Annotated in this window: 21 protein-coding genes and 1 tRNA gene; 13 read left to right on the plus strand and 9 right to left on the minus strand. The window is 60.7% G+C overall.

Annotation, left to right across the window (positions count from 1 at the left end; genetic code table 11):
- The first annotated feature begins 8 nt into the window (after positions 1-8).
- The 4 genes from pheT (at position 9) to Q8X51_RS21080 (ending at position 3,197) form a co-directional block, all read left to right on the plus strand.
- The gene (gene pheT / locus Q8X51_RS21065; protein WP_407693500.1) at positions 9-2,387 is read left to right on the plus strand and encodes a phenylalanine--tRNA ligase subunit beta; all 2,379 of its coding nucleotides are present in this window, start codon (positions 9-11) and stop codon (positions 2,385-2,387) included.
- A gap of 3 nt (positions 2,388-2,390) precedes the next feature.
- The gene (ihfA, locus tag Q8X51_RS21070; RefSeq protein WP_002553164.1) at positions 2,391-2,693 is read left to right on the plus strand and encodes an integration host factor subunit alpha; all 303 of its coding nucleotides are present in this window, start codon (positions 2,391-2,393) and stop codon (positions 2,691-2,693) included.
- Entirely contained in the window at positions 2,674-3,030 is a 357-nt protein-coding gene (locus tag Q8X51_RS21075) for a MerR family transcriptional regulator (protein WP_003174972.1), read from the plus strand. The genes ihfA and Q8X51_RS21075 overlap by 20 nt, the downstream gene beginning before the upstream one ends.
- Before the next feature lie 90 nt (positions 3,031-3,120).
- Positions 3,121-3,197 (plus strand) — tRNA-Pro (locus Q8X51_RS21080).
- A 69-nt stretch (positions 3,198-3,266) separates the two neighbouring features.
- Here the strand turns inward: Q8X51_RS21080 and Q8X51_RS21085 are convergent.
- The 9 genes from Q8X51_RS21085 to bamA form a co-directional block, all read right to left on the minus strand.
- Positions 3,267-4,448: a tyrosine-type recombinase/integrase gene (locus tag Q8X51_RS21085; RefSeq protein ID WP_256098191.1), complete on the minus strand. Its 1,182-nt coding sequence runs from the start codon at positions 4,446-4,448 to the stop codon at positions 3,267-3,269.
- Complete coding sequence (locus Q8X51_RS21090; RefSeq protein WP_256097776.1) at positions 4,334-4,735, minus strand: hypothetical protein; 402 nt, start codon at positions 4,733-4,735, stop codon at positions 4,334-4,336. Before Q8X51_RS21090 ends, Q8X51_RS21085 begins: the two co-directional genes overlap by 115 nt.
- 265 nt (positions 4,736-5,000) lie before the next feature.
- Positions 5,001-5,402 (minus strand): hypothetical protein, encoded by a 402-nt coding sequence (locus tag Q8X51_RS21095; RefSeq protein WP_256097777.1) that lies wholly within the window; start codon positions 5,400-5,402, stop codon positions 5,001-5,003.
- Entirely contained in the window at positions 5,399-5,644 is a 246-nt protein-coding gene (locus Q8X51_RS21100; protein WP_065927266.1) for a hypothetical protein, read from the minus strand. Before Q8X51_RS21100 ends, Q8X51_RS21095 begins: the two co-directional genes overlap by 4 nt.
- A gap of 311 nt (positions 5,645-5,955) precedes the next feature.
- Complete coding sequence (locus Q8X51_RS21105) at positions 5,956-7,116, minus strand: RNA-directed DNA polymerase (protein ID WP_407693501.1); 1,161 nt, start codon at positions 7,114-7,116, stop codon at positions 5,956-5,958.
- Between the two features lie 212 nt (positions 7,117-7,328).
- Positions 7,329-7,685, minus strand: coding sequence for a four helix bundle protein (locus Q8X51_RS21110; RefSeq protein ID WP_065927269.1), 357 nt, complete (start codon positions 7,683-7,685; stop codon positions 7,329-7,331).
- Positions 7,686-7,744: 59 nt separating this feature from the next.
- On the minus strand, positions 7,745-8,365 hold the full coding sequence (locus Q8X51_RS21115) for a DUF1566 domain-containing protein (protein WP_407693502.1): 621 nt from the start codon (positions 8,363-8,365) through the stop codon (positions 7,745-7,747).
- 353 nt (positions 8,366-8,718) lie between these two features.
- Positions 8,719-9,576 (minus strand): lipopolysaccharide biosynthesis protein, encoded by an 858-nt coding sequence (locus Q8X51_RS21120; RefSeq protein WP_407693503.1) that lies wholly within the window; start codon positions 9,574-9,576, stop codon positions 8,719-8,721.
- A 165-nt stretch (positions 9,577-9,741) separates the two neighbouring features.
- Entirely contained in the window at positions 9,742-12,108 is a 2,367-nt protein-coding gene (gene bamA / locus Q8X51_RS21125) for an outer membrane protein assembly factor BamA (protein ID WP_065927272.1), read from the minus strand.
- Between the two features lie 196 nt (positions 12,109-12,304).
- On the opposite strand from bamA, the gene Q8X51_RS21130 reads away from it, so the two are divergent.
- The 9 genes from Q8X51_RS21130 (at position 12,305) to Q8X51_RS21170 (ending at position 22,290) form a co-directional block, all read left to right on the plus strand.
- Positions 12,305-12,988: a response regulator gene (locus Q8X51_RS21130; protein WP_407693504.1), complete on the plus strand. Its 684-nt coding sequence runs from the start codon at positions 12,305-12,307 to the stop codon at positions 12,986-12,988.
- Positions 12,985-14,268, plus strand: coding sequence for a HAMP domain-containing sensor histidine kinase (locus Q8X51_RS21135; protein WP_407693505.1), 1,284 nt, complete (start codon positions 12,985-12,987; stop codon positions 14,266-14,268). The genes Q8X51_RS21130 and Q8X51_RS21135 overlap by 4 nt, the downstream gene beginning before the upstream one ends.
- Positions 14,269-14,325: 57 nt before the next feature.
- Positions 14,326-14,763 (plus strand): hypothetical protein, encoded by a 438-nt coding sequence (locus Q8X51_RS21140; protein WP_065927275.1) that lies wholly within the window; start codon positions 14,326-14,328, stop codon positions 14,761-14,763.
- Positions 14,764-15,018: 255 nt separating this feature from the next.
- Positions 15,019-15,687, plus strand: coding sequence for a GntR family transcriptional regulator (locus tag Q8X51_RS21145; protein ID WP_065927276.1), 669 nt, complete (start codon positions 15,019-15,021; stop codon positions 15,685-15,687).
- A 64-nt stretch (positions 15,688-15,751) separates the two neighbouring features.
- Positions 15,752-16,558, plus strand: coding sequence for an ABC transporter substrate-binding protein (locus Q8X51_RS21150; RefSeq protein WP_330214891.1), 807 nt, complete (start codon positions 15,752-15,754; stop codon positions 16,556-16,558).
- A 12-nt stretch (positions 16,559-16,570) separates the two neighbouring features.
- Positions 16,571-17,347 (plus strand): amino acid ABC transporter permease, encoded by a 777-nt coding sequence (locus Q8X51_RS21155; protein WP_027607402.1) that lies wholly within the window; start codon positions 16,571-16,573, stop codon positions 17,345-17,347.
- Between the two features lie 2 nt (positions 17,348-17,349).
- Positions 17,350-18,129 carry an amino acid ABC transporter ATP-binding protein gene (locus tag Q8X51_RS21160; protein ID WP_053129053.1) on the plus strand — a complete coding sequence of 260 codons (780 nt, stop codon included), beginning with the start codon at positions 17,350-17,352 and terminating at the stop codon, positions 18,127-18,129.
- Between the two features lie 22 nt (positions 18,130-18,151).
- Positions 18,152-19,762: a gamma-glutamyltransferase family protein gene (locus Q8X51_RS21165; RefSeq protein WP_065948024.1), complete on the plus strand. Its 1,611-nt coding sequence runs from the start codon at positions 18,152-18,154 to the stop codon at positions 19,760-19,762.
- Between the two features lie 122 nt (positions 19,763-19,884).
- On the plus strand, positions 19,885-22,290 hold the full coding sequence (locus tag Q8X51_RS21170; RefSeq protein WP_407693506.1) for a TonB-dependent siderophore receptor: 2,406 nt from the start codon (positions 19,885-19,887) through the stop codon (positions 22,288-22,290).
- Positions 22,291-22,551: the final 261 nt, after the last annotated feature.

Here is a 22,551-nt window from a genome sequence, read left to right on the forward strand (position 1 = left end):
AGAGCAGGATGAAATTCAGTGAACAATGGCTGCGCGGCTGGGTAAGCCCGCAGGTAGATCGCGATGCGTTGGTTGCGCGTCTGTCGATGGCCGGTCTTGAGGTCGATAGCGTTACGCCGGCCGCCGGTGTTTTCAGTGGCGTAGTCGTGGGTGAGGTGCTGAGCACCGAGCAACACCCCGATGCCGACAAATTGCGTGTGTGCCAGGTCAGCAATGGCACGGAAACCTTCCAGGTCGTGTGCGGAGCGCCTAACGTGCGCCCCGGCCTGAAGATCCCGTTCGCCATGATCGGCGCCGAACTGCCGGGCGACTTCAAGATCAAGAAAGCCAAGCTACGCGGTGTCGAGTCCAACGGCATGCTGTGCTCCCAGGCGGAGTTGCAAGTAGGCGAGGGCAATGATGGCCTGATGGAGCTGCCGGCCGATGCACCTGTGGGCCAGGACATTCGTGTCTACCTGGAGCTGGAAGACGCCAGTATCGAGGTCGACCTGACCCCGAACCGTGGCGACTGCCTGTCCCTGGCCGGCCTGGCACGTGAAGTGGGCGCGTTGTACAACGCGCCAGTCACTCGTCCAGTGGTTGCCGCAGTGGCTGCGGTCCACGATGAAGTGCGTCCGATCGAAGTACTGGCACCAAACGCCTGCCCACGCTACCTGGGGCGCGTGATCCGCAACGTTGACCTGTCCAAGCCAACCCCGTTGTGGATGGTTGAGCGTCTGCGCCGCGCCGACGTGCGTAGCATCGACGCTGCCGTTGACATCACCAACTACGTGATGCTTGAGCTGGGCCAGCCGCTGCACGCTTTCGATCTCGCCGAAATCAATGGCGGCATCCGTGTGCGCATGGCCGAAGAAGGCGAGAAGCTTGTATTGCTCGACGGCCAGGAAGTCAGCCTGCGCGCCGACACCCTGGTGATCGCTGACCATTCCCGCGCCCTGGCGATTGCCGGTGTGATGGGGGGCGAGCACAGCGGTGTGTCCGCGACCACGCGCGATGTATTCCTTGAAAGCGCGTTCTTCGACCAGATTGCCATCGCTGGCAAGGCCCGCTCCTACGGCCTGCACACCGATGCCTCACATCGCTATGAGCGCGGGGTGGACTGGAAGCTCGCCCGTGAAGCCATGGAGCGCGCCACTGGCCTGCTGCTGGAAATCACCGGTGGCGAAGCCGGCCCGATCACTGAGAGTGTCAGTGAACAGTATCTGCCGTCCGTTGCGCCGATCACCCTGCGCGCCAAAAGTGTCGAGCAAATGCTTGGCCTGGTCATCGCTCCGGCTGAAATCGAGCAATTGTTGTCGGCCCTCGGGTTGAACATTTCTGCGGGTGGGGAAGGGCAGTGGCATGTTGACGTGCCAAGCCATCGCTTCGATATCAGCCTGGAAGTCGATCTGATCGAAGAGTTGGCTCGCCTGTACGGTTACAACCGCCTGCCGGTTCGTTACCCGCAAGCGCGCCTGGCACCGCAACCCAAGGCAGAAGCGCGTGCGCACCTGCCTGAGCTGCGCCGTCTGCTGGTTGCCCGTGGCTATCAGGAAGCGGTGACCTACAGCTTCATCGATCCGAAGCAGTTCGAACTGTTCAACCCGGGCGTCGAGCCGCTGTTGCTGGCCAATCCGATCTCCAACGACATGGCCGCCATGCGTTCATCCCTGTGGCCGGGCCTGGTGAAAGCCCTTTCCCATAACCTGAACCGTCAGCAAGACCGCGTGCGCATGTTCGAAAGCGGCCTGCGGTTTGTCGGGCAACTCGACGGCCTGAAGCAAGAGCCAATGCTGGCCGGCGTTGTTTGCGGCAGTCGCTTGCCGGAAGGCTGGGCGCAAGGCCGGGATGCCGTGGACTTCTTCGACGTTAAAGCGGACGTGGAAGCGGTACTGGGCTTTGCCGGTGCACTGGACGACTTCACATTTGTGCCAGGCAACCACCCGGCGTTGCACCCTGGTCAGACTGCGCGTATCGAGCGCGAAGGTCGTCTGGTGGGCTTCATCGGGGCCATCCACCCGGAACTGTCGAAAACCCTTGGGCTCGACCGCCCGGTCTTCGTCTTCGAGCTGGTCCTGGCCGAAGTGGCCTCGGGCAAGATGCCTAAATTCAGCGAGTTGTCGCGCTTCCCTGAAGTGCGTCGCGACCTGGCCCTGATCGCCGATCGTGAAGTCGCCGCTACTGCCGTTCTGGATGTAATCCGTGAAAATGCAGGGGAATGGCTGACAGACCTCAGGCTATTTGACGTCTATCAGGGTAAAGGCATTGATCCGCATAGAAAAAGCCTTGCAGTTGGCTTGACCTGGCAGCATCCATCGCGCACTCTTAATGACGATGAGGTGAATACCACGACACAAAATATCCTCACCTCGCTCGAACAAAGGTTAAACGCCACGTTAAGGAAGTGACGTATGGGGGCTTTGACGAAAGCTGAGATGGCGGAACGTCTGTACGAAGAGTTGGGTCTGAACAAGCGCGAGGCCAAGGAATTGGTCGAGCTGTTTTTTGAAGAGATCAGACACGCTCTGGAAGACAACGAACAGGTCAAATTGTCCGGTTTCGGCAATTTTGATCTGCGGGACAAACGCCAGCGGCCTGGCCGCAATCCAAAAACGGGAGAAGAAATCCCGATCACGGCTCGCCGTGTGGTCACCTTTCGTCCAGGGCAGAAGTTGAAGGCCCGAGTTGAGGCTTATGCTGGAACCAAGTCATAACGACGAGCTACCCGTCATCCCAGGCAAACGCTACTTCACCATTGGTGAAGTCAGCGAGCTCTGTGCGGTAAAACCGCACGTGCTGCGCTATTGGGAGCAGGAGTTTCCTCAACTCAACCCCGTCAAACGCACTGGGAACCGTCGGTATTATCAGCGCCAGGATGTGCTGATGATCCGACAGATCCGTGCGTTGCTGTATGACCAGGGGTTCACCATCAGCGGCGCGCGCCAGCGTATGTCCGGTGATGAAGCCAAAGACGACACCACCCAGTACAAGCAACTGATCCGCCAGATGATCTCCGAACTGGAAGATGTGCTGGTGGTTTTGAAGAAGTGATACGGGCTTTTAAAATACTTCCACATTTCAAAAGCTTGCGGTATATTCCTGATCGCTTCGTTGCGAAGCTAACCCAGTAACACGCCTAGTCGGGGCGTAGCGCAGTCCGGTAGCGCACTAGCATGGGGTGCTAGGGGTCGAGTGTTCGAATCACTCCGTCCCGACCATATTTTTCAGTGACTTAGCCGAACTCTAGCCAGTTCGGCTTTTTTACGTGTAGGGACTTTTGCGGGGGCTCATCCCGTTTTTCTCCTCAAGATGGTCAGCGCTGGCCCGCGAGAGTCGGTTGCCGACACTTTGTTTGCAGCCTCAATCAGGTACTGCAATTCCGCTGTAGAATAGTGGCTCGTAATGCTGCCGTTCCTATGTCCAAGCAATGCCTTCCGATCTTCCTCTGTCACGCCTGCTGCACGTAGCCTTCTGCCAAAGGTGTGCTTCAAGTCGTGAACCCTGAATGACCTGAATCCGGGATGCGCCGGCGACTGGTGGGCTTTCTCCCACTTGTCCGCCGCACGCTTCCTGGCTTTCCTCCAGGCCGTATCGTTCATCCGTTCAATCGGCGTTGGCCCGAACTGATCCGGTTGCCCGTATGGGAACACCAGGTCTTTATGCAGGCCTCGCTGCTTATCGATGATGTTCATGGCCACCCTGTTCAGGATCACCAAGCGTTCATCGCCGTTTTTCACCCCTGCTTTGTCACTTCGCCCGCCGAATCCGGCAGGTATCAGAAACACGCTGGTGTTCAGTTCCGGCACCCGTATCTCCCAATCCCACCGCAATTTGCAAACTTCCTGCTCCCGGCACCCGGTGTTTACCTTGTAAAGGGCCATCCTCAACAAGTGGTCGGGTAGCTCGGGAAACAGTATTGCCTGCTCTTCCCAGGACATCGGGTAGGGTTTCCGGGCTGACCTCTTTTCCTCAAGCATCGATATCATCGGCACGCTCTCCAGCCACGGCCGCTTTTCAGCATCGCGCCACTTGCGGTGGCACAGGTTCAAGATCCTGACGACTCGCTGTAGGGCGATATTGACCGTCCTGTTCGATACGCCTGGCTTGACCTTTCCTTTGTCGGTCTTGCTCGGCCGCTGCCGGTCACGAATGAACGTAGCCAGGCTCCCATCATCGATGTGCGTTATCGGCAGATCGCCGATGTATGGGTCGAGCTGTTCGATGTGGGAAGCAGAAAGGCCGATTGATGCCTGGTCTTTGAACTCGACCAGGAACCGGGTGGCAGCCTCGCGCCAGGTTCGCACCTGGCGCACGCCGTAAATCTTTTCCTGCCGCAACTTTTCCAGCCGATGAATCAAATACTGCTCGGCTTCTTCCCTCTCGCTTGCTCCAGTGCTTTCTTGAAGTCGGCTACCTCTGACGACTTTGTCGATGTGCCAAATCCCGTTCCTCTGGTAGAGGCCCGACATTGTTTTTCGCGCCATTGTTTTTCTCCTTGGCGCCCACTGCGGGGCGGATTGTTGTCCTGATCGGTCTGCTTTTCAATTGCCATGCGTTCGATGTAGGCGTCTGCCCACTGGTCCAGCTCATGACGGTCGAAGGCAACGCCCTGTTTTCCAATGGGGAATTCGCGGACGTGGGGCCGGACGGTGTTCTTGAATTCTTCCCGGCACATGCCGAGGTAGGCGGGTGCAGCCGACGCCCGGATGAAGCGCGGCGCGGGTGCTGCGGCCTGTGCCGCGTTTGTTCTGGACATGGGAATGCCTCGCCACGCCGTTGCCGGGTGGATTGATTGGGTAATTTCGGGATGGAGTACGGATGTACTCCTATCGGGATTTGGTGTTCAGTCGACGCCGTTGTCGAAGCCGTCGTAGGCGCTGGTCTTACAGGTGCAGGGCAGGCGGCCTTGGTTGCAGTTGCACATTCGGATCTGCCCAGGTGGTAGGGATGGGTCAGGCACCACTTTGAGTCCTGCAAATTCCGCCACTGCTGCCGGCGCCGACTCACGATTGAGCGCGGCCTCAATCTTCAACCGTTCGCCAACACCTCGCTAACCGCTGCAGGCGCTCAGTCGATTCGTGCAAGTGCCAGACAGGTACGCCGCGAAGCTCCTCTGGCCACTGCCGAACAAGGTCGTCGTTGGCCTCTTCGTCGCCGTCGATGACGTCCGGAATGAGTGCCCAAGTGAAACCGGGGTGTCGATGCCAGTCTTCTACCCATCGCGTGTAGCCCTCGACATCAACCTGCCCACCCTTTTTCCATACCGTGAACGCGCCGTTATCGAAAACAAACGATTTGCACACATCGGCGACGATCCCAAGATCGTCCTTGCGCGGGAACGGCACCAGCGCGTGCCGGCCGGCCAGGAACTTTGCTGCATCCTCTCGCTTACCGCCGACAGGCGTGCCGTGGTAATGGATCATCCGCTAAGCCTCACTGTTTCGATCTCGACGCCCTGGTGGGTAGCAATGATGGTTTGGTCGCCGCCCAGGGATTCCGCAAGACGATCGGCGATCTGTTCATGCCAGCCTTTTTTAATCAGCGCTGTGGCCGCCCGGATATGCTCGACATGGATCATCGACAAGGATTTCAACTCAAGGCGATAAACAATGGTTTCGCCGTCAGACGGGCATACCGCGGCGAACGTGTGTCGATACGTATTCATAGAGGATCCTCGCCGGCTGGCGTGATTCGTTTAAGTGGGTGATATGCTTTGCTGCTTATCAAACAAGGAGGTGGTAATGCCCGGTAAAAAGCTTGAAGCGTTCCGCGAGTGGTTCACGCCGCGTAAGAGGCTATGGACAGGGGTAGGCCTGTTTGCAACAGCCATCGTCGTACCAATAGTCAGTCCCGGAATGACCGCCGCTTGGCTCATAGGGCCTGCGACTGTATTTTTCTTGGGTAGCTTTATTCCCGATACGAACAAAAAGCGTTAGGGCGAAGGCGGCTGGCGTGATTCGTTGATATGGGTTGGGGTTACTTCTTCTGGTAGGTCTTGGTTAGCGCGGCGTTGACGCTGTTGCCGCGCTTCAGCACGACTCGTGCAAGGGCTGCCCGGTCTGCGTGGCTGTGGCTTGCCTGGCTGAGAAGGCCGAAGTAGCTGTTGGCTGTCTCGCGCAGATCCTTGGCCGGCGCCGCGGCGGTGCGCTTCAGTGCCTGGGCCAAGGATCGCTTGCGGGTGGTTCGTCGCCAGGGCTTGATGACGTGACCAACGAAGTCGACGCCGCGGTCTACCGGTTGAAGGATCGTTTTGGTCGGGTTGAGCTTGGCGCCGAGCCTGGGCAGGAACGCTTCGACCTGGGCCAGCCATTGGTTGAGCTGTTGCGGCGACTCATGCAGGAACACGAAGTCATCGACATACCGGATGTAGTGCTTGGCGAGTAGCGTGTGCTTGGCGAACTGGTCCAGTGCGTCGAGGTAGATGTTGGCGAAGAACTGCGACGACAGGTTGCCGATCGGCAAGCCAAGGCGTGCAGGCTGTGCAACCAGGCGCTTGTGCTGCGGCACCCGGTTGAATAGGTGCGCCGGGCTGCGGGTCTCGTAATCCTCACGCGGGTCGTGCATGAGGATCTGCGTAGCCAGGGCCAACCACCAGGGCTCGGTGATCCTGGCCTCCAATTGCTTGCGCAGCACCGCCTTGTCGATGGCGACGAAGAAGTTGGCCAGGTCGCACTTGAGGTAGAAAAGTGGCTTTGACCAATTCTCGCTGGCGCTCCGTATCTTCGACTCAAGCCGGGTGGCGGCGTACAGCGTGCCGCGCCCTGGAATGCATGCGCAACTGTCCGCTATGAAGCTGGCGTAGAAGCGCGGTGCCACATGGTTGTACAGCAGGTGGTGGACGACGCGGTCCCGAAAGGCTGCCGCCCACACCTCGCGGGCTTTCGGTCGGGTAACCACGAAGCATATAGATCGGCCTGGCCGGTAGTTGCCGGTGACCAGGTCGTTGTGCAGCTGGATCAGGTTGCGCTCCAGGTCGATCTCGAAGGCCAGCGCGCTGTCGCTGTTGCGCTTGGTGCGTCGGCAGTCGTAATAGGCCTGAACCAGATCCTGAAACGGGTAGGGACCCAAAGTCGAATCTGCGGACGGGGCGGACACGGAGCTCGTTGTTCTTGTCGTTGTTGTTCTGATTGCCATCATCGAAGTTCATGTTGAATGCGTTGTTGGCTGAGCGCTGCGACCTATCGTGCTATCTGCGTCACCGAGCCGAAGGCAAAGCCGATCAGCAAGGAAACTGCGCGAGACCTGCGCGGACGCTTTAGACCGTCGGTATCTCTGATGCGCATGGCGGTGACCTATCAGGTCAGCGGCACGACCAGATTCAATTCGCACAGACCAGAAAGCCGTAACCTTCAGGTAGCGGGCGCGGTTGGGGTAGAGCGTTTCCAGGCGTTGGCCTGCTTGCCGACGGAGGCTGTTACCTCGATCGCCTTGGCATGCTGTTCGACACTGATAAATCGGCTGTCCTTGAATAGGCGCATCAGGAATTCGACCACTTGAACCCTCTCGACCAACAGGGTCAGGTGCGGGCGTTTGTCCTGGGTTGCGTTTGCACGGGCGATCAGCATCACGACCTCAATGCATTCGTCGATCACTCGCTTTCCCAGCGATTGCTTGAGGTCTCGCGGGATATTGCGAGTCAGGATGGTTGCCATGTGTAAGAGGCCCATGGCCGACCGGTAGATCGACAGATCGGTGTGCATTCCCATTGCGGTACAGCTCCATAAGCAAAGCAACCGGCCGCACGCGGCCGGATTAAATAAGCGAATTAATCGATAAATTCACTGCGGACGGGGCGGACACGGAGCTCGAAGTACTTGACGACGTAGCTCTGATTGCCATCACCGAAGTACATGTAGAATGCGTTGTTGGCTGAGCGCTGCGAGCTGCTCCAGTACCAGGTATCACGGAAGGCTTCAGCGCCACCTTCTTGGAAGGCGGTGTGTACGGTTTGCAGCGGGTCTTCGGCGCTATACATCTGGCCTACCGGTTCGCTGTGCGGGTTGTCACCATTGCGCGAGTTCTCCCAGTTCTCTTCGGTGGTCGGCTTGAAGTGGCGGTATTGCAGCTCCTGGACATCGCGCGCCGGGATAGCCCAGTCGGCATGTCCGCCGATAGTCAGCGCCAGCACGTTCGCTGCCAGCTCACTGCCTGCCGCCGCCATGGCCTGGGTGTTCGCCAGGCTTTCGGTAAAACTGTCGGCGCCTTCGATCTTCTCGCCGTACTCGCCCCACTTGCCGACCAGCTCATGCGCCGCGCCGGCGGTGATGTGCAGAGAGCGCTTGCCGGTCATCGGGTCGCGGATGATGCCGGTGACGAAGCCGCCGCCGTAGGCCTGGCCGATAGCCGGGGTGGTGACTGCTGGTGCTGCTTTCTCAACTGCGGACATGATGCTTCCTCTTTTCGAAGGCAACAAAAAAGGCGCTGTGCGCCTTGGTGTGCCGGATCAAGAACGAATGGATGAAGGATTAAATAAAGAATCTGCGGACGGGGCGGACACGGAGCTCGCTGTCCTTGGCGTAGAAGCCCTGATAGGGGCCAGGTTGCAGCGGCAGGCAGATGCAAGAAGCCCGGCACTGACCTGGTTTCACACGGTTAAATCCCAGGCAAAGAAAAGCCCGCGATGGGGAGTGCGGGCTTAAAGGGATGTTCATCAGGAGCTGGGTCAACCCTAGACGCTCGACTGTGAAAGGTATGTGAAAGGGCAGCAGTCGCTAAGGGCTCGCGTCAACCCTTCTTGCTTCATGACCTTTGGAGCATCGCTTCCACTTCCGCAACGGTTACACGCGCAATGACGCTGTCCGGGATCTTCGAAATATCGGATAAGTTGTAAACCATGAAGTCATCCCCCATGACCTTTTTGGACATCAACTCGAACGACGGCAGTATGCGGGTGTAATAGTGTTGGTCGAGCCCGCAGGGGGAGTTTGTGGAGTTTTTCGTTTCGTAAAACCTCCCCGACTTTTCGTCCAGGTCGACGCCCACCAGGAAAACCTTGGAGAACCCGACGTGGAATGCCAGCTGGATGGCCAGGTAGGCCACGGTTCGGGCATCAAAAAAGCCCTGGCTCATGTCCTTGCTGAACCCGATGGACCGTTTCCGAAAGGCGATCAAGGAGTGATCAGTAACCAGCTCTTTTGATCTTCCGAGCGCCACATCGATCCACGACGGTTTTGGAGCCTTGGCCAGCGGGTAGAGCTGCCCGGTTGGACGAGCATGGGAGGATTGCGCGTGGTCTTCCCATAGCGCGACCCTTTGGCTGACAGCCATGGCGTAATTGAATAAATCCGGCTGCTGTTTGGAAAAGCTTCTGTCCGTGCAAGCGTAAAAACTCGGCTTGATATCGGTGTTCATAAACATCGAAATGGCGCCATTCATGGTGATCATGGGCACGTGCGCAAACTTTTCGAGGGGGAATGATTTGGCTGACAGGCCGGAAGCGATAATAAAAACCGCGCCTGATTCGACATTCCGACAGGCAGCAAAATCGTGCAGGTGCATCGGGCTTGCGCTTGAACGCCATGGCGCTGACACGGGTGCAAACAAAGCCAGCTTTTTGTCGGCAACAGGCTTGGCCTCGACGAAGGGCATCTGTTTCATCCGATCTATCCGCGTAGTGAAAGGAAAATCCACACATCAGCCGACCAAGGCTTGACAGCAGAGTTCCCTTATAAAAAACAATACATAAACGCGGCTTCGCCAGACGTCCGGTATTTGTGTAGGGCCTTTCCCAGAAGGGGGAAACGCATCAACACGCCACACCCTTTAAAACGTCTGCCCCATGGAGAACTGAAACACCTGCTTGTCCGCGTTCTCCGGCGTGCGGATCGGGTATGCCAAATTCACACTCAGCGGCCCCAGCGGGCTGTACCACGTCACCCCAACCCCCACCGAACTGGCCATCTGGCCCAGGTCCACGCTGCCGCAGCCTTGGGTGGTACTGAGGTAGCACTTGTCCGAATACACCGTGCCCACGTCCCAGAACAACGAGGTTCGCACGGATTTGTTGTCTTTGATGAACGGCACCGGGAATAAGTACTCCGCGCCGCCTGTTATCAGGATATTGCCGCCCAGCGATTCGGTGTCCCGGTCCGAGTAGTACGCCTGCCCGGCACTGGCGTAGGCACCGGTTGCCGGGGTGTTGCGCGGGCCGAGGGTGCCGCTTTCAAAGCCGCGCACCGTGCCTTCGCCGCCGGCGGTGTAGGTTTCATAGAAGGGCAGCCCGTCCGTGGAGCCGTAGCCGCTGCCGTAGCCGAGCTTGGTGTGAAAGCGCAGTGACGTGTTGTTGCTGACAGGCAGGAACGTCTGCCCCGTGTAGTCGATTTTGTAGAAACTCAGGTCGCTGCCGGGCACCGTCACCATCAGGTTGAGGTTTTGCGAATGCCCGCGAGTCGCCAGCACGCCTTTGTTCAAGGTCGATTCCGACCAGCCGAGGTTGGCCTTGAAGTTGGTGAATTCCTTGCCTTCGCGCTCGATAAAGTCGTAGATCTCGTCGGCGCTGTAGGTGCCCGGTTCGATACTGTCGTGTTGCGCCGTCAGGCCAAAGCTCAAACGCGAGGTTTCATTGATCGGGTAACCGAGGGTGGCGCCCAGGCCAAAACTATTGATGGCGTAATAGGACACCCCGTCATCGTAGTACTTGTTGTAGTCGGTCTTGCTGTAGAACGCGTTGTAACCCAGGCTCACCCCGTCGGTGGTGAAGTAGGGATCGGTGAAACCGATGTTGTACTTGCTCTGGTAGGACGAGCGGGTCAGCCCCAGGCTGGCGTAGTTGCCGGTGCCGAGGAAGTTGTTCTGGGTGATCGAGCCGCCGAGGATCAGGCCCGAACTCTGGGCAAAGCCGACACTGGCGGTAATCGAACCGGACGCTTGTTCTTCCACGGCGTAGTTCACATCCAGTTGGTCGTCGAGGCCGGCCACCGCAGGCGTCTCGACGTTCACCTCTTTGAAGAACCCCAGGCGCTCCAGGCGCACCTTGGACTGGTCGATCAGGTACGTCGACGCCCAGCCACCTTCCATCTGGCGCATTTCCCGCCGCAGCACCTTGTCGTCGGTCTTGGTATTGCCACGGAAGTTGATACGGTTGACGTAGGCCCGCTTACCGGGGTCGACGGAGAACGTGACGTCAACCGTGTGGTCTTCATCGTGGGCCTGCGGCACGCCGTTGACGTTGGCGAACGTGTAGCCTTCGTTGCCCAGGCGACGGGTAATCAGCTCCGAGGTGGTGGTCATCAGTTTGCGTGAGAACACCTGGCCCTTCTGCACCAGCAGCAAGGACTGGACCTGGTCCTGCGGGACTTTCAGCTCACCACTGAGCTTCACCTCGCGTACCGTGTATTTCTGGCCTTCGTGGATGTTCACGGTGATGTAGACGTGCTTTTTGTCCGGGGTCATCGAGACCTGGGTCGAGGTGATATCCATGTTGATATAGCCACGGTCCAGGTAATAGGAGCGCAAGCGTTCAAGGTCGCCCGACAGCTTCTCCCGTGCGTATTTGTCGTCGTTCTTGAAAAACGACAGCCAGTTGCTGGTCTTGAGGGTGAACTGGTCGATCAGGGCGTCGTCGGCGAACACCGTGTTGCCCACCACGTTGATGTGCTGGATCGACGCCACTTCACCTTCGTCGATCTTGATTTTCAAGCCCACGCGGTTACGCGGCTGAGCCACCACCTGCGCGTCGACCGACGCCGAGTACCGGCCCTGGGCAACGTACTGGCGCTGCAACTCGTTGCGTATCCCTTCCAGGGTGGCGCGCTGGAAAATCTCGCCCTCGGCAAGGCCCGATTGCTTCATGCCTTTCATCAGGTCATCGGTGGCAATCGCCTTGTTGCCCTCGAATTCGATACTGGCAACCGAAGGACGCTCGACTACATTGATGATCAACACATCGCCTTCGCGGCTCAGTTGGATGTCCTGGAAGTAACCGGTCTTGAACAGCGCGCGGGTCGAGTCCACCAGGCGCCGGTCATCCGCTTCGTCGCCGACGTTCAGGGGTAATGCCCCGAACACGCTGCCCGCAGAGACCCGTTGCAGGCCGTTGATTCGAATATCCGAGATTTTGAAGCCTTGGGCGAGTGCCAGTGAGGTATTGAGCAGCAGCGCAACCGAGCAGAGCAGGCGCGAAAAATTCATCAAGATCTTTTCCAGAACACATCGACAAGCAGCGCCGGCACGCATGGACAACTCGCCGCGCGGCCGGACTGGTGAACATCCAGCATACGAGCGAGGGGCGTTTGGTGCGGTTAACCGAATGTCAAGTTAGGTAAAGTTTGGTCTGGGATGCCAATGCCGGGTCGATAATGCGCAACCCCCCACTGACGAGCCCGAGATGATCCGCGTACTGTTGGTCGACGACGACCAGGAACTGACTGACATGCTGAGCCAATACCTCGCGCGCGAAGGCTTTGAGGCCACGGCCGTGCACACGGGGGAGGAGGGCGAGGAGGAGGCGCTGTCGGGGCGCTACAGCATTGTGGTGCTGGACGTCATGCTGCCCCAGCGCTCGGGCATCGAGGTACTCCGGCGCATCCGCGTCGTCAGCCAGGTACCCGTAGTGCTGCTCACCGCCCGTGGCGACAACATCGACCGCATCACCGGCCTGGAACTCGGCGCCGATGATTACGTGCCCAAGCCCAGCTCCCCCGGCGAACTGGTCGCGCGCCTGCGCGCCATCATGCGCAGGGTGCAGCCGGTGGGCCAGCCGACCACCGAAGTGATCACGACCGGCGCGCTGGTGTTGTGGCCCGGCAAGCGCCAGGCCCTGTGGAAAGGCCTCGAGCTGGGCGTGACCAGCACCGAGTTCAGCCTGCTGGAAGAACTGGCCCGCAGCGCCGGCCAGGTAGTGAGTAAAAAGGATCTGTCACTCAATGCCCTCGGCTGCCCGCTGACCCGCTACGACCGGCGCATCGACGTGCATATCAGCAGCATCCGGCAAAAGCTCGGGCCGCGCCCGGACGCCAAGGCCTGGATCCAGAGCGTGCGCGGCCTCGGCTATTTGTTGATTGCCGAATGACCAAGCCCAGCCTGCTGTTCTGGAAACTGTTCCTGGCCTTCTGGCTGGCGACCACCTTGACCTTCCTGGTGGGCGTCGGCGTGCTTGAACTGGGCCGTTTCCAGCCGAATGACCCGCATGTGGAAGCCATGCTGGCGGCCGAAGACAAGCTGCTGCAAACGTTCGGTGTCGAGGCGGGCGGCCAGCTCCTGGCGGTGTGGGAGCGCCCGGCGGATGAGGCCATCGGCGTCTACAACAGTGCCGGTCAATTGCTGATAGGTGGGCCGGTGACGCAGCCGGTCTATGAGCGAGCGGTCGTCAGCAAGGAAGGCCTGGCGCTGTCGATCAGGTCGACCCACGCGCCCGGTAACCCGCCGGGCCGGCCCTGGCACCAGATCCCGCTGATCATCGGCACGTTGATGAGTGCGCTGTTCAGCGGCTACATGGCCTATTACCTGGCCTGGCCCCTGGCGTACCTGAAGCGCGCCATGAGCGACGCGGCCCAGGGACGCTTCGAAACCCGGGTCAAGCCGGCCATGGGCAAGCGTCGCGACGAGATCGTCGACCTGGCGGAAGACTGCGACCGCATGGCCAACCAGTTGAAGGTGCTGGTGGAGGCCCAGCAACAGCTGCTGCACGACATCTCCCATGAACTGCGCTCCCCGCTGACGCGCATGCAGGCGGCCATCGGCCTGTTGCGCCAGGACGCCGCCCGCCTGGAAATGCTCGAACGCATCGAGCGCGAATCCGAGCGCATGGACACCCTGATCGAGGCGTTGCTGACCCTGGCGCGCCTGCAAGGCCGTCCGGAAAGTATCGAGCGCGAGCCCGTGGATATTGTCGAATTGCTGGCGATGATCGTTGAAGATGCGCAGTTTGAGGCCGGCATCAAAGGCTGTCGCGTGCACCTGCAGGTGTGCCCGCCGTTTATCGCCTGCGTCAGCGGTGAGTTGTTGTACCGCTGCTTCGAGAACGTGATTCGCAATGCCGTGCGCTACACCCGGCCGGACACCACCGTGTGCGTGTCGGCGCAGGTCAACCACGATGCGAACCGCCTCACGGTACAGATCACCGACCAAGGGCCGGGCGTCGACAATGACCGGCTGCACAGCATTTTCCAGCCGTTCGAGCGTGGGGTGGGCGATGCCAGCGTGGGGTTTGGCCTGGGGCTGGCCATTGCTGCGAGGGCCGTCCAGATGCACGGCGGCCACATCCTCGCGCGCAACGAGCCAGGCGGAGGGCTGACAGTGGAGATCACCCTGCACAGCGCGCGATCTTTACACGACATTACACTGGCTTGACCGCCCTGTACGTCGCGCCTGATTAGACTTGTCACCCTTGATTGAGTGGAGGTGGCGATGTTTCAGGTGCATAAAAAGGGCTTTGTGCCCGGCAGGAAAATGGTCGACGGCCTGGTCCCTTACGACTTTTTTTGCGAAGACAGCCCGGCGATCAATCTGTTTGTGTTTACCGGCGCCGCTACGCCGGGCGCCACCGTCGAAGAACAGACCCTATGGGGCTTCACGCGGTTGGAACGTTTCGAGGCGATGAGCCACGCGCTGGTGAGCAACCAGCGGCACGCCGGCTGGTTTCAAAGCGTCAATGTGCTCACCGGGCCCAACCAGAACGGCACGCAAAGCGTGAAGTTCCAGCGCGTGCTGAAAATCATCAAGCACGCCAGTCCGGCCCGCAAGGCCGACTACGAGATCCTCACCGACGAAGGCGACACCTATTTCACCCGCCGGGCGGTCGGCGAAAACAGCGCGCAAACCGTCATCTATTCGGTCGAGCCATAACGCCAGCGGTGGGCTGGATTCGCCTCAAGCAAAAGCATCTCGCCCACGGTCCGCTTGTTACTTCCGCCCACCAATGGGGCGTCTTCTGCGCCATTGGGTAGCAAATTCCCACGCGACTTTTCAACGCCAGCCCCAGCTTTTTCCCTTCTATCCGATCTGAATCAATCACTTGGCTCCTGTCCCAAGCCGTTGGCACGCATCCTGCTTTTTTGTATTCGTGGATAATTGGATACAAAAATTCAAAAGGTGCTGCCGATGCAATTCGCTCCCGCTTACGTTGACCGCCAGCCCCTCACCGCCGAGGAGGAGGCCTACAACTTTCTGCTCGATGCCATTTGCGGCGGCCGCTACCGCAAGGGTGACCGGCTGATCGCCGAAGACATCGCCAGCGAGATCGGCATGAGCCGCATGCCGGTGCGCGAGGCCTTTCGCCGCCTGGACGCCCAGGGCCTGGTGACCCTGCGGCCCAACCGTGGCGCAGTCGTCAGCGGTTTGGATATTGATGAACTGCACGAAGTGTTTGAGATGCGCAGCGCCCTTGAAGGCCTGGCGGTACGCGTTGCCGTCGGGCGTATCGGCGAGCGTCAACTGGCGGCCCTGGAGCGCATGCTCGATGAGATGGACGACTACCGTGACGAAGGCGCCGCGTGGGTCAGTCGGCACCGCGCGTTCCATGAATACCTGTGCAGCCTCAGCGGCCGCCCGCGCCTGATGAAGCAGATTTCGGCGCTGTACTCGCTGGTCGAGGCACCTATGCGCTTGTGGCTGCAGCACGGCGAAAAACCCCTCAGCGCCCGCCAGGAACACGCAGTGATCCTTGATGCGATCCGCGCCGGCGATGCCGCCCGCGCCGAAGCCGTGGTGCGCGAACACATCGAAGGCACCGTGCCGGCACTGATCCAGTTCCTGCAAACCGAACAATAAGAAACACCCGCTGTGTTTTGACTTTAGTCCTGCCCCGTTATTCAACGAACTGGAGTGTCTGGTCATGCATAAATGCCGCGCCTTGCTGGTGGCTGTCTCCTTCGGTCTCTGCGCACAGGGGGCCTTTGCTGCGCCTCAAGTGCCGGATCGTCTGCAAAAAGTCGACAAACTTGTCTATTGCTCGGGGATGGATTCCCCGCCCCTGGTGTCCTTCGACGAAGCCCAGAAACCGCGCGGGCTCACCGTTGACCTGGGCCTGGAAATCGCCAGGCGCCTGGGCGGCAAGCAAGTGCAATGGCGGGTGATTCCGTTCTCTGGGCTGGTGCCGGCGTTGCTCGCCCAGCAGTGCGACATGATCGTCGACCAGTTGTTCGACAAACCCGAGCGGCGCCAGGTGATCGACATCGTCAACTACATGTATTCCAGCCAGTCGGTGGTGGTGCCCAAGGGCAACCCCAAGGGCATCAAGGCGCTGGATGACCTGTCCGCGCACAAGGTCGCGGTGCTCAACGGCTCCACCATCAAGACCCTGCTCGATGCCCACAATGAAAGCCTCGCCAAGGCCGGCAAGCCCCCGATGAAACTGGTGGTCTACAACACCGACACCGATGCCTTCCAGGCCCTGCGTATCAGCCAGGTCGACGCCTACGGCACCACCGTGGAAACCGCCGGTTACTACGCAGCAATGGCCCCGGACCTGTTCCAGGAAGGCGTGCCGGCGTTCAGCCGCATCCTCACCGGCCTGGGCATACGCAAGGACGACCCGCAACTGACCGCCGCCGTGCAACAGGTGATCAGCGATATGCGCAGCGATGGCAGCTATGTGCAGTTGCTGGACAAATGGCATGTCAGCAGCGACACACTCGACTGAGGCGTACCTGCGATGAATTTCAATTGGGATGTGTTCTGGCAGTACCTGCTGCAGCCCAGCGGGGTCTACCTCACGGGGCTGTGGCTGACGTGCCTGATCAGTGTGCTGGCGATGCTGTTGGGCTGCGCGCTGGGGCTGGCGGCGGCGTTGTTGCGCTTGTCGAAGAACCCGCTGTTGCATCTGCCGGTGCGTTTTTACGTGTGGCTGATGCGCGGCACGCCGCTGCTGGTACAGATCGTGTTTCTGTACACGGCACTGGCGGCGGGCGGGATTTTCCGCTTCGAAGATATTGAACTGTTCGGCCTGATCGTCCCCGGCAATATCCAGGCGGCGATCATTGCCCTGGGCCTCAACGAAGGTGCCTATATGGCCGAGATCATCCGTGCCGGCATCGGCGCGGTGGACAAGGGCCAATATGAAGCCGGGCGCTCCCTGGGCATGGGCTTCGCCAAGTTGATGCGGCGCATCGTGCTGCCCCAGGCGTTCCGGGTGATCGTGCCGCCGCTGGGCAATGAGTTCAACGTGATGCTCAAGAACACCACCCTGGTCAGCGTGATCGGTGTGCAGGAGCTGCTGCTCAGCACCCAGATGATCACCTCGGCGACCTTCCGCGTGTTTGAGCTGTACCTGGTGGTCGCCCTGTATTTCCTGACGCTGACCACCCTCTGGGGCTTTTTCCAGCGCTGGCTCGAAGCCCGTTTCAGCCAGTCCGACCGGCCTTCCGCGCCACCACCGGCAGCCAGCCGCATGTTCGGGCGCAGCACCCTGAAACTGCTGAGGGGACGATAACCATGGCGCACCAAAGTGAAGAGCTGATCATTGAGGCACTGGATATTCAGAAGTCGTTCGGCGAGTTGCAGATCCTCAAGGGTATCTCGCTGCAAGTACGGCGCGGCGAAGTGGTGGTGCTGATCGGCGCCTCGGGCTCGGGCAAGACCACCTTTATCCGCTGCATCAACCTGCTGGAAGACATCCAGGGCGGGCGCATCCGCGTCAACGGCCGCGCCATGGGCTATCGCGAGCGCAGCGACGGCAGCCTGGTGCGCGATTCGGAGCGCAACATCGCCCGCCAGCGCCGCGACATTGGCATGGTGTTCCAGCGCTTCAACCTGTTCCCCCATATGACGGCGCTGGAAAACATCATTGAAGCGCCGATCCAGGTCCTCGGCACACCACGTGCCGAAGCGCTGGAACAGGCCCGTGGCCTGCTGGCGCGGGTCGGCCTGGCGGACAAGGCCAGCCATTACCCGTCGATGCTCTCCGGCGGCCAGCAGCAACGGGTCGCCATCGCCCGCGCCCTGGCGATGAAACCCCAGGCCATGCTGTTCGACGAACCCACCAGCGCCCTCGACCCGGAAACCGTCGGCGAAGTGCTGCAGGTGATGAAAGAGCTGGCCGAGGAGGGCATGACCATGGTGGTGGTCACCCATGAAATGGGCTTTGCCCGGGAAGTGGCAGACCGCGTGGTGGTACTCGATCAGGGCGAACTCATCGAACAAGGGCCGCCGGAACAGATCTTCAGCCACCCCAGCCATCCCCGTACCCGGGCGTTTCTCAGCCGTGTGTTATGACTTTTTTTGAAGAGCCTTTGCCATGTTGAAATTTTCTGCCCACGAGTACCCCTATCCGTCGCAGCGCCAGAGCGTATTTGCCCGTCGTGGCATGGTAGCCGCGTCCCAGCCCCTGGCCGCCCAGGCCGGTATCGAGATCATGCAAAAGGGCGGCAACGCCATCGACGCGGCCATCGCCACGGCGGCCGCGCTCACGGTGGTGGAGCCCACCGGCTGCGGCCTGGGCGGCGATGCGTTTGCCCTGGTGTGGTGCAAGGGCCAGTTGCATGGCCTGAACGGCAATGGCCACGCGCCGGGCGCCTTGAGTGTCGAGGCGGTCAAGGCTGCCGGGCACGATCGGATGCCGCTGTACGGCTGGACCCCGGTGACCGTGCCCGGCTGCCCATCGGCCTGGGCGGAGCTGTCGCAACGCTTCGGCAAGCTGGCGTTTGACGAGCTGCTGCAACCGGCCATCCGCCTGGCCCGCGAGGGTTTCCCGCTGTCACCGGTGGTTGCCCACCAATGGCAGATCTCCTTGAACGAATTCAGCCCGCACCGCGATGAAGTGCTGCAAGCCTGGTTCGACACGTTCCTCATCGATGGGCGCGCACCCCAAGCGGGCGAGATCTTCCGCAACCCGGCCCAGGCGCGGACCCTGGAAGAACTGGCCGCCAGCCGTTGCGAAAGCCTGTATCGCGGTGCCCTGGCCGCACGCCTGGACGCCCACTCACGGGCCACCGGGGGTTACCTGCGCGCCAGTGATCTCAAGGACTACCGCGCACAGTGGGTGGACCCGATCCACATCAATTATCGCGGTGTCGACGTCTGGGAAATCCCGCCGAGCGGCCAGGGCCTGGTGGCGCTGATGGCGCTGAACATCCTCGAAGGCTTCACCTTCGATCACCGCGACAGCCAACAGACCTGGCACCGCCAGCTCGAGGCCATGAAGCTCGCCTACAGCGACGGCCTGCACTACATCACCGACCCGCTGCACATGCGCGTGGCAGTGGCCGACCTGCTCAGCGACGACTACAGCGCGCGCCGTCGCAGCCAGATCGGCGAGCAGGCACAGGCGCCCAAGCCCGGTGACCCGCACGCCAGCGGCACGGTGTACCTGGCCACGGCGGACGCCGAAGGCAATATGGTCTCGTTCATCCAGAGCAACTACCACGGCTTCGGCTCCGGCGTGGTGTTGCCCGACAGCGGCATTGCGTTGCAGAACCGTGGGCAGGAATTCAGCCTCGACCCGGCCCACGCCAACTGCCTGGCAGCAGGCAAGAAGACCTTCCACACCATCATCCCCGGTTTCCTCACCAAGGACGGCCAGGCCCTTGGCCCGTTCGGCGTGATGGGCGGCTATATGCAGCCCCAGGGTCACGTACAGATGGTGATGAACCTGGTGGACTTCGGCCTCAACCCCCAGGCCGCACTGGATGCACCGCGCTGGCAATGGCTGGGCGACATGAAGGTCGGCATCGAGCAGGGCGCCTCCCGCGACCTGGCCAATGCCCTGGCCCGGCGTGGTCACCAGGTGCAGATCGCCAGCGACCTCACCGACTACGGCCGTGGGCAGATCATCCTGCGCGATCCGGTCAGCGGCGTGCTGTGCGGCGGTACCGAACCGCGTGCGGATTCCCATATCGCGGTATGGTAGCCAAAGCAGGGCATGGCGCCGCCATTGCCCTGCCATTTTGAAAAAAGTTGGTCGAAGCCTGTCCCCTTTTTTCACCTCGCCTGTCATTCCAGGCAAGTGAACAAAATCGAGAGCTTCTTCCAATGCCCGCAGTCCAACCCTTGCGCTTGCGCCCGTTGCTCAAACTGAGCCTGATGCTGAGCCTCAGCGCCAGCCCCTTGTTCGTCCCCGTCAGCTATGCCGAAGACAGCGCCGCGCGCCGCAGCTACCAGGTGCCGGCCGGCAGCCTGAGTGCGGCGTTGACCCGTTTTGCCGGGCTGTCGGGGGTCAACCTGTCGGTGGACCCGGCGCTGGTCAGCGGGCGCAGCAGCAGCGGTTTATCCGGCGAATACGGCGTGGAAGAGGGCTTTGCCCGCTTGCTGCAAGGCTCCGGCCTGCAGTTGCAGCCCATGGGCGAGCAAGCGTACATGCTGGTGCCGATGCCGGAGGGCGGCAGCCTGGAACTGGCGCCCACGTCGATTCTCGGTACCACCGGCCTGTACGACGGCGACACCTACGCCGGTGGCCAGGTGGCGCGACGTGGTTCGCAAGGCTTGTTGGGCACCCGTGACTTCATGGAAACGCCGTTCAGCATGACCACCTACACCCAGGACGCGGTGAAAAACCAACAGGCGCGCACCCTCGGCGACCTGATCGCCAGCGACCCGTCGGTACGCGCCACCAACCCGGCCGGTGGGCGTTACGAGCAGTTCACCATTCGCGGTTTCAGCCTGTTCAACAGTGATGTGTCATACAACGGCCTGTACGGCGTGCTGCCGACCTACACCATCGACATGGAAATGGCCGACCGCGTCGACATCTTCAAAGGCCCCACCCAGTTGATCAACGGCATCTCGCCGCGCGGCAGCGTCGGCGGTGGGATCAACGTGGTGCCCAAGCGCGCCACCGACAAGGACATCACCTCGTTCACCGGCACCTGGGCCTCCGACAGCCAGGCCGGGGGCGCGGTGGATGTGGGCCGGCGCTTTGGCGAAGACAATAAGTTCGGCCTGCGCTTCAACGGCGTGAAGCAGTCCGGCGATACCGAATGGGACCACCAGAGCGTCGACCGTGAGATGGCCGTGCTGGGCCTGGATTTTCGTGGCGAGCGCCTGCGCCTTTCCAGCGATATCGGCCGCACCGAGCGCGACACCGATGCGCCGCAGGAGCGTGTGCAAGTCGCGGCTGCCGCGCCGGTGCCCAGCGCCAACGATGTGCGCCGCAACTATGCGCAGTCCTGGAGCAAGGCGCGCACCAAGGACACCTTCGGTACGCTGAATGCCGAATATGACCTCAGCGATTCGGTGATGCTCTACGGCGGTGTGGGCGCGCGTAAAAGTAACCATGAGTTCCTGCGCCATGCTGTTTCGGTGACCAATGCGGCCGGTGATTTCACCGTGCAGCCTCGGGACTTCACCCGCGATGAAAACGTCCGCACCGCCACGGCCGGCGTGCGTAACTGGTTCCACACCGGGCCGGTGAGCCATGAGGTCAACCTGGCCGCCAGCTACTTCTATATGGACTTCACCAACGGCGGTGCGCGTTATGCGAACGCATCGAGCAATCTCTACAACCCCGTGCAAACCCCGACGCCGTCGGTGGCCACGCGCCAGGATGCGAAGGTTTATACCGAGAACAAGTTCAGTGGCGTGGCCTTGTCCGACACCCTGGGTTTCTTCGATGACCGCCTGTTGCTCACCCTCGGTGCGCGCTGGCAGCGCGTGATCGTGGACGATTGGAGCGACGGCATCAAAGGCAAGACCAACTACGACGAAGAAAAGATCTCGCCTTCGGGTGGCCTGCTGTTCAAAGCCACCGACAAACTGTCGCTGTACGCCAACTACATGGAAGGGTTGAGCCAGGGCAAGATCGCACCGTCCACGTCGCGCAACGAAGACCAGATCTTCCCGCCGTTTATCAGCCGCCAGGTGGAAGTGGGCGCCAAGTACGACGCTGGCGCCTTCGCCGTGACCGCCGCGGTGTTCCGCATCAAGCAACCGGCCTACGAGACCAACGCCACGTCGCGGCTGTTCGGTCCCAATGGCAAACGCCAGAACACCGGTGCGGAGCTGAGCGTGTTCGGCGAACCCCTCAAGGGCGTGCGCCTGCTCGGCGGCGTGATGTACATCGACAGCAAATTGAAGGACACCACCAATGGCGCCTGGGACGGCAACCGCGCGCCGGCCACGCCCAAGTACAACGTCAACCTCGGTGCCGAGTGGGATGTCCCGACCCTCGAAGGCCTGACCCTGACCAGCCGGGGCATCCACTCCAGTTCCCAATACCTGGACCAGTCCAACGTCAAGGAAATCGACGCCTGGAACCGCATCGACGTCGGCGCCCGCTACGCCTTCAAGGTCGATGACAAGCACATCACCCTGCGGGCGAATGTGGAGAACGTCGCCGACAAGCGCTACTGGAGTTCGGCCGGCGCGTCGGATGACAGCGAGCCGGGGCTGACCTTGTCGACCCCGCGCACCTACCTGCTGTCTGCCACGGTCGACTTTTAGACGCGGATTAAAAATGTGGGAGGGGGCTTGCCCTAATGCCAGTCAGTTAAGCGTACATCGCCTCCTGTAGGAGCGAGCTTGCTCGCGAAAAACGTCAACGATAACGCGTGCTTCCTGAATGAACGCGGCGCCTGTGAGTTTTTCGCGAGCAAGCTCGCTCCTACAAAAAGCCTTAACTGACTGGCATTAGGGCAAGCCCCCTCCCACAAATGAGAATGTTTTTTGATCACGTCGCCCCGATATGGAATAGTACCCGCCGTT

The sequence above is a fragment of the Pseudomonas sp. Yb2C2 genome (assembly GCF_052112325.1).
Lineage (GTDB): Bacteria > Pseudomonadota > Gammaproteobacteria > Pseudomonadales > Pseudomonadaceae > Aquipseudomonas > Aquipseudomonas marginalis.